Raw genomic sequence first — 12421 nt, 5'->3', positions numbered from 1 at the left:
TGAAAGTGCACAAAAAATTATTTTATCCCGTTCTTATTATCCTCAACTCAAATCTTTTGACAAATTAGTTAATATTACACAGCTACATAATTTAATCAACTTACATATGTCCAAATTATTGAGTGGACAACAAGGACGATTAAGTTTTGCGATAGCTATAGCTGAAAATCCAGAAATTCTTTCCCTCGATAAACCGAATTCCTTTAATATCTTGACTGTATATTTCAGAGAAACACAAAAAAAGAACTAAGCTACAAAAGGTAGCTTAATTCCCATAAAGTATTTTATCAAACCTTTTTGACAAAGACCCGCTATTTTGGTTTAACCAAACCAATTTAGTAAGGTTATTTTTTATATTTTCTCTTTGAAGGCTGCCGCATTTTGCTGCTCCTCAGCGATCGTGTCATGATAATTATCTTCATCCATTTGTTTCAATTCCCAATGTATCACAAATGTCAGGACAATTCGCAATACGACAACAAATCCTAAAATAATTAATTCGGACAAGTCACGTACGATTACCGACTTAATTATTTCGGCACCCAATTTGAACTCTAAAGCCATCGCCAATGATTCACCTAACATAATTTGAGTGCTGCGATCTGAGAAATTAAATCCCGAACAAAGAAGGCGCCAAAACGCCCGCAATGATCCCATTGCAATCAGAAAGATTCCAATCAATTCCAACATATGAATAACAAGTGGTGCTAGCGTGTGCTCACTAAAGATAAAAAATTGTTCCATCTACTCTACATCCTCTAGTTTATATTTTCATCGTATTCATTATACTAGAATATAGGTTGAAGTTCTAACTCCATTTCAACATAAGCAATATCTCTTTGCATAAATCCCTCTGATTGCTCAGTAAACCTTCGCGTTTATAATAATCATTCGCATGATATTGCGTTTTTAAATAAATTTTATCTGCATCAAACTTTTTTCGAATCAATTTAATCGCATTATTTAATGTTTTTTCACTTAAGCCACTACCGTAATCAATCATTAAGATACGCTCTACTTAAACACGATTATCGTCTTGCATAGTCATTCGTCAATAGTTTTACCTTTCCATCTTGTTCGTAGAAGATATGTAATGCTTTATAGTCTATTTCATCAATAGGGAAACACAAAAAAAGAACTAAGCTACAAAAAGTAGCTTAATTCCAAAAAAATATTATATCAACCCTATTTGACAATAAACCTTTTATCCTTGAAAATTACATGATTTTTTACATGACTTTTTTGAAATTGACTGAAGTTTCCTTTCTGAAAAACACTGTCATATCAACCTTAAATGAAATGTATTAAGATCAATATATAGTGTATTATGGAGGCGAGGAGAATCGAACTCCTGTCCCTGAAGAAACTTGATATATCAACGTTTCCGTCCTATTAAATGCCTTGTTTTACCAAAGTTACAAGGAAAGTTACAAGGTTTACTTAAAAACCGACAAAACGCGCGAACATTTCCGCCGATTCTTTTTCTTGTTCATCTGTTACGTGCGCATAGATATTCATTGTCGTTTGAATATCTGAATGCCCTAACCGATTCATCACATCTTTAATACTTACCCCCGCATCGAATAGCAATGAACAATGTGTATGCCTAAAGCCGTGGATTGGTATCATAGGCAAATTGCAATTTTTTGTGTAATTAAGCAGTCGATTATACGGGGCTGATAGATTCAAAGGTTCATTAGTGGAATACTTGCTAAAGATTAATTGATTAGGCTTGATGGTATTGAATCCGTATTTTAGCATTTCAACAGCTTGTTCTTTCTTCCATTCATCTAAAATCTTAAGCGTGACCTTATCAATTGAGATCGTTCTAATGCCCGCTTCTGTTTTAGTAGAATTAACCATCACCCTATTTTTGTCACCTAAAGTGATTGTCTTATCGATGTTGATTGTGCCATCTTGAAAGTTGACATCATTCCATGTAAGAGCGAGCGCCTCACCTTTTCGCATTCCAGTAAAGGCCAGTACCCTAAAATAACAATACCATCTTGTGTTGTTCGTGGACTTGATATAGTCTAATAGCCTTTTTAATTGGCTTCTACTGTAATACTTTATGCCATCGTGTTCAGTATCGTATTTTATTTTGTTCTTACGAATCGATAATTTAGGCTTGATGTTTTCTTTCATATAGCCATGAATCACGGCATAATCTAATAAGCGAATTAAGTAATTGTAGAGCATCTTCCATTGTTTGAATTCTTTGTGCCATTTGTTTATTTGCTTTTGAACGATGTTCGCCGTTATCTTATCCACATACATATCACCGAATGCGGGCAATATATGTAATCTAAAATACTGTTTTGTCTTGTTTAGTGTTGATTCTTTCACCGAATCTTTGTAGACGTTATCTAGCCATTCGTGGTATAATTCAGTTAGGGTAATTCTTTTATTTTTGGCTTTAAAAGAGCCATTTTCAAAGTCCGTCACCGCTTTATTGTAAGCTTGACGGGCTTCTTTTTTTGTCTTGAAGCCTTGACGAGAAATTGTTTTCTCCTTGCCCGTTAGCGCATCAACGCCCAGATATCCCCTAACTTGCCATAGGACATCACCGTTTTTGTTCTGATACTGTTTATACTTTGCCATCGTGGCATCTTCCTTTCTACCGCCCCACCAAAGCAATAAAAAAGAAAGCCAATCAGATAGATTGTATTGTGTGTCACATAATTCATAATACGTACGAACGCGTTATTTTTCTGATTCTAGTTGTCTTTTTATCGAATCTATATATCCATTTAACCTACTAATCTCACTAGCATACATCGGTGCAATAAAATCGGTATCCTTGAACATTTCCATATAACGAATTCTTTTATCCCGCAAATCTATCAGATAATTGCAAAGGGTGACCAAGTCATAAACTTTTGCCCCTTTACAAACATCTATATACATAGATATTATTTCATAATTTTGAAAATGTATTCTAGATGACTCTATTGCATTAATGATATTATCTAATGCTTGTTCATTAATTTTTTTTATATATTCAGGTTCATCTTCCCCTATGGTTTTTGCTTTAATAATAAGTTCCATTGTATCATCATCATGAATAGCATCTATTATTTCTTGCTTATCATATCTTTCAACGCCTAATAACTCATTAACCGTAATTCCCGCCAAGTCCGCGATGGCTTTTAAATTAGTCTTATTGGGTGAATTTCTGCCTTTCTCCCAGTTGTTGACTGTTCCTTTACTTGTATTGAATAGCTTACCAAACTCTTCCATCGTGAGTCCTTTATTTATCCTAATTGATTCAATTTTCTTTCCTAATTGTTTAAGATTCATTAATTCACCCCCCCTTTAACTTAATAATATCATTTTAAAAAGAAAAAGTAAATATAAGTATTGACACAGTATTAAAAATAAGGTAATATTTAAGTATGCAAAAGTAAATCGGAAGGAGTTGTTTTATGAAAGAATCACTAAATTTAGTCAAAGGTTATCGTAATATGATGAATCTAACACAAGAAGATGTAGCTGATGTATTAGGTATGACAAAACAGCAATACAATCCTAAAGAATTAGGCAGAAGACCATTTAATGACAAGGAAAAAATCATTTTGCTAAATATATTCAAGCAAGCTGACCCATCATTAACGATTGACAGATTATTTTTTTAAGCAGATGGTATTCAAATGTATTTTTATTAACTTACCGACCGCATATAATCTTTCGATTTTGAAACTGAATTACCTAATATTAAGTCTATTAAAAAGTAACCCCTACAGAAACATGTAGAATGTTAATAAAGAATATCAAAAAAGAGAGGTGACCCCATGCCATATTGACCAGTAGACACGGCGCATCAATGACCGAACGCTTATCAAAGATTGAAGAAAAGGAGAGACCCTATCATGAGAGAAATAGATGTTGAAAAACTTACTGATGAATTATACGAATGCATGACCATGTTAGAGCTACAACTGATTGCAATGAATGCGGTTGGATCAATTGAAGACCCTTTCGCATACACTAAAACATCAAAGGACTTTTTAAGTGCTTCATTCGCCCTACACCAACAATTAATTGAAAAGATAGACAACGTACACTTTACATTGGCGGGGGGTGAATAAGATGGCACTACAGTTAGAATTGCCACAAGAGTTTTATGAAGAATTAAACGAATCACTAAAAAGCATCTACCGTGAGGCCATGGAACAAGCCCGAGCAGATGCAACGATTACCAAAGATTATTTGACCGTACCTGAAGTTAGATCGATGTTAGGAATGGTACACAACACGTTCAAGAATCAAGTCGAGAATAAAGGAATCCCGATTATTAAAATAGGCGACAAACGCTATATCAAGCGAACCGACCTACATATGTTTATGGATAATCACGTCATAAATTAAAAAAACACAAACAACAGAACAAACGCCCCACCAAAGCGAAAGTTGCAATCATTTGTGTATCATTATTATTATACCTTAAAAATACCTTAATTGAAAGGAAGATTTCATTTATGGAGACGAAAAGATCTCATCCACAAATGATAATGTCTCAAGTAACCGTAAATGAAAATGTCCCACTTTAGTGTATATTAAATCTAAGGAGGGATCTCAATGGAGGATTATCTTAACATGAATGAGACACATAAATATAATATCATCAAGGCTGTCGTCAATGGACGGAAATCCAAAGCTCGTGCTGAAGTGGAATTAAACTTATCCAGACGACAGATCAATCGATTGATTCTTAAATACAAACAAGAGGGGCGAAAAGGCTTCAGACATAAGAATGCCAATCGCAAACCTTCTAAAACCATTGACCGTCATACTCGAAAGCGAATCGTTCAGCTCTATCGCTCGAAATACTATGACTTTAACTTCACACACTTCCATGAAAAACTTCAAGAAGTTGAGGAAATCCTTCTCTCTGAAAGCTCGCTAAGAAATATCTTGAAGGAAGCACACATTGTCTCGCCTCTAGCTACCCGTCGAACTAAACGGCGTGTCGCTAAAGAGCTCGAAGACAAAGCAGACAAGAAAGGCCTGACCCCTCACGAAAAAGAAACCTTACAGGAGGTTCAAGTCGTTGAAGCCTCAAAAGCACACCCGAGTCGCCCACGATGCAAATATGCTGGGGAACTGCTTCAGATGGATGCTTCAGAACATCAATGGTTCGAGGCTGACGAGAACTATTACTATCTCCATGCCGCGATTGATGATGCCACTGGTACAGTCGTTGGTGCTTATTTCGCAGCACAGGAGACACTTGAAGGCTATTATCAAGTCTCACATCAATTCCTGACCCACTACGGTATTCCTCATCGCATTTTGACAGATTATCGATCCATTTTCTCAGGCGTCAACACCCCAAAAAAGGGCGCTGCTCTTGAAGAACAGGCCCTCACTCAATACGGATATGCTTGCCAGACACTTGGAATTGAACTGGAAGCGACCTCAGTACCCCAAGCTAAAGGACGTATTGAACGTCTTTTCGGTACGTTTCAAAACCGCTTACTTCAAGAAATGCGGTTAAATGGTATCCGTAATATGGATGAAGCGAATCAGTTTCTAAGGGACTACCTCCCACAGTTTAATCAAAAATTCGCCCATCCCATTAAAGATAGCATAAATGCCTTTGAAAAACTATCAGCAGACACAAATCTCGATTACATCCTCGCTAGATTTGCCCTGCGTGTCATTCACTCTGGTCATACTGTTCGATACAACAACCATGTCTATCATCTTTACGACCAGCATGGGAGGCAAGTCCATTTGCCAAGAAAAACTAAAGTTATGGTCATTAGTACGCGTGATTTACAACTCTTTGTCTCTCATAAAAATCAACTCTTTAAACTAATTGAAATGCCGTCACACCAAGCCATATCTAAAATACTAGATATTCAAGAAGCTAAGTCTAAACCGAAACCACACATTCCACCGATGTCGCATCCGTGGAAAGGACAATCTTATCAACGTTACCTAAAGAAGCAAGAATACATAAAGAAAAAAGAGCTAATTGAAGTGTAGTGATAATCCCTCGTGATGAAGGACGATGCGCTTTTTGTATCGTCCATCATCACGAGGCAACCAAGCGAAGCGCGGTAGTTTTTAACCCTCTTTCGTTACACGCTAAAAACCCAAAAATCGGGACATATTCATTTGTGCTTGACAGAAGATTTCATTTATGGAGACGAAAAGAACTGTATTCCCAAGCGCTTTAAGCGAATTATTTAGTATGATCGATGATAGTTTAGAAGTAAGCTTTACAGAAATGGAAAAAATAATCAATTGTTCAGGACACGATAAAAAAGTATCACTAAGCGAAAAGCAATATTTTATCGAAAAGATTATTAAATCCTATGAAATACTAAGACAAGAATTTGACAAACTTCTTTTTGATAACCTAAACACCCTTTTCGCAAAATATATAACCGACCTAATACTTAATAACGCCCAAACCGCCCTTGATTTTGATAATGAGAGAGTATTAGATTACTTTATCAATAGTTATTATCTTGAACTTAGCGTTGATATCTACAGATTGTTCACGCCGAAAAAGAAAGAGGTGTAAATGATTGATATATCTGTTCAAGCGAATCTATGAATCCGTAGGCGTTATGGTAGACAATGATAAGAGCGATTTTGACGCAATAGCCGACTACCCACCGCAAAAAATAGATTACACAATTGATGCGAATTCAGATAAACCAGTACCCGACAGAGTTAAGCACCAACAGCCCTATTTTTTTAGTGGCCATTTAGTGGGCAGTAGACGTACTAAAATTTCAACCAAGAGCAAAGGCCTCATCATTCTTGACATTGAACGAGAAAAAGGCGACTCTACCCCACTCACTGATGAAGACGTAATCGAAGAAGTACACGAAGTATGCCAGCAATACCAATACTTGCTGTACCCCACAATTAACAGTAGACCAAATCACGCACGGTATCGATTAATTATCGAACCCGAAAGACCGATGAACGAACCAGAATCCATTGCAATTACCGAAGAATTCATGAACGCGTTAAGTATCCCTACTGACCCATCAAGTAAAGATTTTACACGCATTCACGGGCTACCCGTTGACAATGGACTGTATGAAGATTGTCGAATCATCGTGAATCGAGGTGAAAAAGTACCCGTCAAAGAAATTAAAATAGACGATAACAGCCTCCCCCTCACTCTTTCTAAACACGAGGGCGGGGCTTATCCCATTGAAGTTGTCGAACATTATATGACCGAGTACGTCAATAAATTTGCTGAACAACTGAAAGAGCGCCCTTATTATGTTGCCGTCAAGATGCAAATCATTAAATCATTCCAAAATAACGTGATTGATGAATCAGGTGCAATTAAAGCCATGGAAATATTGGCAATGGGGGATGAAAAATGGAGACAGGGAAATTTAAAAGAATTCCATGCCGAGAAAGGCAATAGCAATATACGTACCGAATATGATTTCACTACGATCGTGCAAATGGTAGACGGTCAAACAGATTATTTTATTCTTAAAGAAGATGAATTGCCGAAGAGCATGAAAGAGCAATACGAGTTATTGCACGACATTGGTGAGATATGGCGAAAGGAACGCGCGAATAAAGACGGAGACAGCGACAAAGCACCTTTAATGCCCTATCTAAAATGCGCTAGAATCCTAAAACGATATGCTAAGGTAATTCTGATTGGAACAGAACACGACAAGGCACGGTTAGCATACTTTGATTATGACAAAGGCCATTATGTATCGTCCGAAACCATGATGAATAAACTTATCAAGGCGGTAGACTATCGATATAAGCCGAGTGATTGGAAAAACGTCATTGAAGTATTGAGAACCGAGGTCAAGCTAAAACAAGAATCTGACAAACCTTATCTGATCCCCGTGGCGAATGGCATCTTCAATACAAACGAACAGCAACTATTGCCATTCAGTCCTAAATACATTTTCACGAGTAAGATAAAAACAGCCTACAATGTTGACGCGACAAATCCATGTATTGGTGATTTTGACTTTAACGAATGGCTACAATCCATAGCGTGCAATGATGATGAGATTGTCACCCTATTATGGCAAGTGATCAATGAAGCTATTAACCCGAATCATACGCGCAACAAGATAGGCTTTCTTATTGGTGACGGGAACAGCGGAAAAGGAACATTTCAAACACTTCTTCAAAATCTAATTGGCACCGAGAATATTGCATCACTCAAACCACCACAGTTTGCTGACCGATTCAGTAAAGAAATGTTAGTTGGTAAGGTATGCAACATAGGTGATGATATTTCAAATGCCTACCTAGATGAGGTAAGTGACTTGATGAGTATTGCAACGGGTGACGTCGTGACCATCGAACCCAAAGGCAAACCCGTCTACGCGGTAAACCTAAAACTGTTCTGTTTGTTCAGTGGCAATAGCATGCCGAATGTACGGAACAAATCCCAAGGTTGGCATCGTCGAATGCTATTAATCCCATTCAATGCTGATTTTAACGGTTTATATAACGACCCACGCATCAAGAATACATTTCTAAATAACAAGGCCATTTTAGAATATGTACTTAAGACCGCCCTTGAATTGCAATTTGAAACATTCATCGTACCTAAATCTGTTAAGGCTGAAATCGATAAGTACAAGTTTGAAAATGATTTCTACCGCGCATTTGTCGAAGAAGTGTTCATTCACGAGAACCTAACCCGTTTTGAAAAATTGCCCCTTTCTCATATCAAAGACTTGTTGAGGGAATACATGGACGAAACAGGTATAAGGCAAAAGCTACCTTACCATTTTGTCAACCCACTGATTAAAGCCTTAAACGATTTAACGGGCGAAGTATACGAGAGCAAGAACGCGCGATACGCGAGCGACTACATTCAAACAATACCAAGCATGTTGTTTCCCAAAGTAATTGCACCTCAGAAACAGATACGTTCCCTAGTTAGACTGACCGAGCCGAAAGACCAAAGCGCATAGCCCCCACTTGGTACACATTGTTATTGATGATACAAATCAATGTGTATCAATTTAACCTTGATACATCAACGATTAGAAGACCTGTTACAGTTGTAATGCATTATTTCTTTTATCAAAATTAAAATTAATAATATATATAGTATATAGATATAAATATAGAGTATGACGATTAATGTGTAACAACCCTAGCAGTTTTCAGAATCGTTGATGCGACAAGGTTTGTAGCCACTTTTTCAAAAATCCAATGTGTAACTTGAACTGTAACAACTCATCAATTTATCACCTACAACGTGAAAGGAGACCCGAACCCATGACCCAAAAACATTTTGCCGTTGTTAGTGCCATCGATTCAGAAGACCTAACCGACATCTTGAATTGTAAATCTCAAAGGTTATTCGCTGACGGCTATGCCATTACTGACGTGCAATTTCAAACGTCACCCACCAACGGCGCACCGACTAAATACAGTGCCATGATAGTGTATGAGCGTATTTGATGCCAGTACCACGGAGATAAGGCGCACTATTAGTTTTTATCAAACTATTGAGGCGAAAATAGATTTCCTTAAAAACGAAAAGGAATTAATATCCCCAAGATTTTATCAAAACCATTCGTTCACAGGCACCATGCTATTAAGCGATGAGAACTACCAAGGTGGCATTAGTCCGTACTATGGCACCGTTGCAATCTTAACCGCTGAAAACACGATGCAAAAGCGAATCGATCGTTTAACAGATAGATACGTGCAATTTAAGGATATCCCACATATAAAGGTGCTACCCATTGATGCGCCCTTATCTTATGAAGAGGTTGAACAATATACCCGCATATCTCAAATTGAACAATCCATTAGGCAAGTTGAAGACAAGACAGAAGAAGACGAAGACGAATTAACAATAAATGATATATTAGGTGAATTATATGAAGATTGAAAACAACACCCGAATACGAGGAGTGGAACGGTTGAAAGACCGAGAGAAAAAGACAAAGATTCAACAACTTGAAAATTATACCCGAATCAAAAGGTATAAGGAACTCCATGAACACGACCTAGAATCGTCTAAAGAATCATATCGAAGTACGAATATTTCAGGATTCAATGACAGCGTGATTGTAGAACAAAGAATCGTTGACGAGTACGAAAGCGAACTGAAACAGATTAGGGAAATCATTAAATCTGTTCACGCTAAAGATGAAGTATCAGGAACCTATTTAGCTTTAAAATGCATTGGCAACCTAAAGCGTAGAGAGATAGCCGAAAAGTTGAACGTTAGCATCGAAGACGTCAATGCCATGAGAAAAGGAGCCGTAAAGATACTAGATAAGATATGGCCAGAGGGGTTGTACATTGCGTTTAAGGTACGACTTCATTGGCAATACGATGCCAGTAAATTGCACTAACCGTTATGAGTGCCTACCGATTATTGAAACGGTAACAGTTAATTCAAAAGATTTATTGTAATAGACGACAACCGAAGTCACCAATGCAATTAAAGTGATTGCTTGATACGCGATGTTGTATCCACAGTGCAATCACGTACTGAGGGTACAAAGGAGCGCGAATGCTAACGCTAACCTTTGCCCTTATTTTTTATGTTCATTTGAAAAGTTTTATAGAAAAAAATTTTATTCATTAATAAAGAATCTTCTTAAGTTGATGAGCAAATAAGACAAATAAAATCAATCGATAAAATAAATAATAAACTTTGCAAGAAAACTGACGAAAAACGAAGAAATCAACGCGAAAACAAACAGCAAAAATCAACACGAGCGAACAACCACATATACACGATCAGATTGTTTAGTGCAACTTCACATGTATCCCCCCGCCCGAAATCATGAAGAATAGCCTCTTAAAGACCGCCCTGTCCATCAATCACACACAAAATTCCCTTTTGAACGAAGACCCAAAGGGGTTGTATTAGGTAATATCAAACGCCTAAAACGGGCTAATTTAAGCCATTTAAGAGGTTTGTCTATTCTCATGCAATTAAAAAACGCACCGAAAATCGATGCGCTTATTTCTTTTCTATTGTTTTGATAGGGCGGTTATTTTTTTAAATCCTCAAAAGTTACAAGGAAAGTTACAAGGTTTTTTTGAAATTGATTGAAATTGATTGAAGTTTTGTTTCTGAAAAACATTGTCATATCAAGCCTAAATGAAACATTTTAAAATCAATATATAGTGTATTATGGAGGCGAGGAGAATCGAACTCCTGTCCAAATATCACGTATCAGATGAATCTACGTCAATAGTTTATCTATTTAGAGTTAGCTGCAACCTAGCCGATAAACAAGCATCAGTATTAGCGAGTCTGATTATCTCTTTGTACATTCACAGACGGAGAATATACACGTATCCCACTTCATTTGAGACCAGTTACTAACTCATGGGAGAAGTTAGACTGATCTTAGCTAGCAGTTTTTTACGCTGCGAAAGCTAAATTGTTGTTTGTATTGTTTGCAGTTATATTTAACTGTAGCGTTATTAAGGAGTCGCAACCTCCTTGACGCATCACCTGCACGAAGAATACCTGTCGAAACCGGAACGCCCCCGCAAAGATACACTTATAGCTTAACATAACATGCTTGAATGTCAAGAAATGTAAAGAGAACCCTCCCTCAAAAGAATATCGCCAATCTACTAAGATAGATTGGCGACTATTGACGTATTTTATGATCGGATTAATCCGTTAAATACTTCGTATATTGATCACAACGTAAAATGCGACGTGCATTTTCAACGCGATCTGCTGTAGGCGGCTCAATCCCTTCTAAAGGATAGCGAATACCTAAGGCTTCATATTTATAAACACCTAACTTATGATAAGGTAAGATTTCTACCTTATGAACATTGTCTAATGTTTGAATAAAATCAGACAGACGTTGCAAATATTCATCATAGTCCGTCCGATAAGGGACGAGTACGTGCCGAACCCAAATCGGTTTCTTAATATTTGAGAGATAACGTGCCATTTCAAGAATCGGTTGATTCGAATGTCCTGTTAGCTTAAGATGTCCCTTGGGGTCAATATGTTTAATATCATATAACAAGAGGTCCGTATACTCCATTAATTCTTCAAATACACTAAAGAAAGGTTCTTCATGTGTAAACGGTGCTCCACAAGTATCAATCGTTGTATGAATTCCTTGCGCCTTACATAACTTAAAGTATTCTAAAATAAACTCTGGCTGAAGGAGCGGCTCACCCCCGCTAACAGTTACCCCTCCATTATTACCCCAAAAAGATCGATATTTAATTGCTTCATCAAATAACTGTTGGGGCGTATATTCTTTGCCACCCGTCAACTTCCAAGTATCCGGATTATGGCAGAATTGACAGCGCATCCGACACCCTTGCATAAAAGCAAGGAACCGAATTCCTGGACCATCCACTGAGGCAAAGCTCTCGGTCGAATGGATATACCCTTTAATCTGATCCTTTTGACGATTCACAGATGTCACCATCATTCAGTTCCTCCTAT

14 protein-coding genes and 1 other RNA gene are annotated in these 12421 nt (G+C 37.3%); 9 read left to right on the top strand and 6 right to left on the bottom strand.

The features are described 5' to 3' along the window. Positions 1–351: 351 nt before the first annotated feature. From HMPREF9707_RS07630 to HMPREF9707_RS08835, 4 genes are all read right to left on the bottom strand, one after another. Positions 352–744: a DUF1622 domain-containing protein gene (locus tag HMPREF9707_RS07630; RefSeq protein ID WP_006702122.1), complete on the bottom strand. Its 393-nt coding sequence runs from the start codon at positions 742–744 to the stop codon at positions 352–354. A gap of 64 nt (positions 745–808) precedes the next feature. Then, complete coding sequence (locus HMPREF9707_RS07625) at positions 809–1003, bottom strand: hypothetical protein (RefSeq protein ID WP_006702121.1); 195 nt, start codon at positions 1001–1003, stop codon at positions 809–811. A 437-nt stretch (positions 1004–1440) separates the two neighbouring features. Further along, positions 1441–2601, bottom strand: coding sequence for a tyrosine-type recombinase/integrase (locus tag HMPREF9707_RS07620; RefSeq protein WP_006702120.1), 1161 nt, complete (start codon positions 2599–2601; stop codon positions 1441–1443). Between the two features lie 102 nt (positions 2602–2703). After that, positions 2704–3300 (bottom strand): helix-turn-helix domain-containing protein, encoded by a 597-nt coding sequence (locus HMPREF9707_RS08835; RefSeq protein WP_006702119.1) that lies wholly within the window; start codon positions 3298–3300, stop codon positions 2704–2706. 125 nt (positions 3301–3425) lie between these two features. Here HMPREF9707_RS08835 and HMPREF9707_RS07610 point away from each other — a divergent pair, with 125 nt between their 5' ends. The 9 genes from HMPREF9707_RS07610 to HMPREF9707_RS07570 all read left to right on the top strand — a co-directional run bounded on the left by HMPREF9707_RS07610 (position 3426) and on the right by HMPREF9707_RS07570 (position 10337). Continuing rightward, positions 3426–3635, top strand: a complete 210-nt coding sequence (locus tag HMPREF9707_RS07610; RefSeq protein WP_006702118.1) for a helix-turn-helix transcriptional regulator — start codon at positions 3426–3428, stop codon at positions 3633–3635. Positions 3636–3869: 234 nt separating this feature from the next. After that, entirely contained in the window at positions 3870–4088 is a 219-nt protein-coding gene (locus tag HMPREF9707_RS07605; protein WP_006702117.1) for a hypothetical protein, read from the top strand. Position 4089: 1 nt separating this feature from the next. After that, positions 4090–4368, top strand: coding sequence for a helix-turn-helix domain-containing protein (locus HMPREF9707_RS07600; protein WP_006702116.1), 279 nt, complete (start codon positions 4090–4092; stop codon positions 4366–4368). Positions 4369–4578: 210 nt separating this feature from the next. Further along, positions 4579–5991: an ISNCY family transposase gene (locus HMPREF9707_RS07595; RefSeq protein WP_006701354.1), complete on the top strand. Its 1413-nt coding sequence runs from the start codon at positions 4579–4581 to the stop codon at positions 5989–5991. A gap of 157 nt (positions 5992–6148) precedes the next feature. Continuing rightward, a complete protein-coding gene (locus HMPREF9707_RS07590) occupies positions 6149–6535 on the top strand; it encodes a hypothetical protein (RefSeq protein WP_006702115.1) in 387 nt (128 codons plus the stop codon). A gap of 46 nt (positions 6536–6581) precedes the next feature. Then, positions 6582–8936, top strand: a complete 2355-nt coding sequence (locus HMPREF9707_RS08595; protein WP_156790276.1) for a DNA primase family protein — start codon at positions 6582–6584, stop codon at positions 8934–8936. A 310-nt stretch (positions 8937–9246) separates the two neighbouring features. Beyond that, positions 9247–9432 (top strand): hypothetical protein, encoded by a 186-nt coding sequence (locus tag HMPREF9707_RS07580; RefSeq protein WP_006702113.1) that lies wholly within the window; start codon positions 9247–9249, stop codon positions 9430–9432. A 130-nt stretch (positions 9433–9562) separates the two neighbouring features. Then, positions 9563–9868, top strand: coding sequence for a hypothetical protein (locus tag HMPREF9707_RS07575; RefSeq protein WP_156790275.1), 306 nt, complete (start codon positions 9563–9565; stop codon positions 9866–9868). Then, on the top strand, positions 9858–10337 hold the full coding sequence (locus HMPREF9707_RS07570) for a hypothetical protein (protein WP_006702111.1): 480 nt from the start codon (positions 9858–9860) through the stop codon (positions 10335–10337). Before HMPREF9707_RS07575 ends, HMPREF9707_RS07570 begins: the two co-directional genes overlap by 11 nt. 789 nt (positions 10338–11126) lie before the next feature. Here HMPREF9707_RS07570 and ssrA read toward each other — a convergent pair. Together ssrA and pflA are read right to left on the bottom strand one after the other, a co-directional pair. Continuing rightward, positions 11127–11492, bottom strand: a transfer-messenger RNA (tmRNA) gene (ssrA, locus tag HMPREF9707_RS08830). A gap of 129 nt (positions 11493–11621) precedes the next feature. Then, positions 11622–12404: a pyruvate formate-lyase-activating protein gene (pflA, locus tag HMPREF9707_RS07565; RefSeq protein WP_006702110.1), complete on the bottom strand. Its 783-nt coding sequence runs from the start codon at positions 12402–12404 to the stop codon at positions 11622–11624. Between the last annotated feature and the right edge of the window lie 17 nt (positions 12405–12421).

The organism is Falseniella ignava CCUG 37419, from assembly GCF_000301055.1.
GTDB lineage: Bacteria > Bacillota > Bacilli > Lactobacillales > Aerococcaceae > Falseniella > Falseniella ignava.
This window is presented reverse-complemented; position numbering and strand designations above follow the sequence as displayed.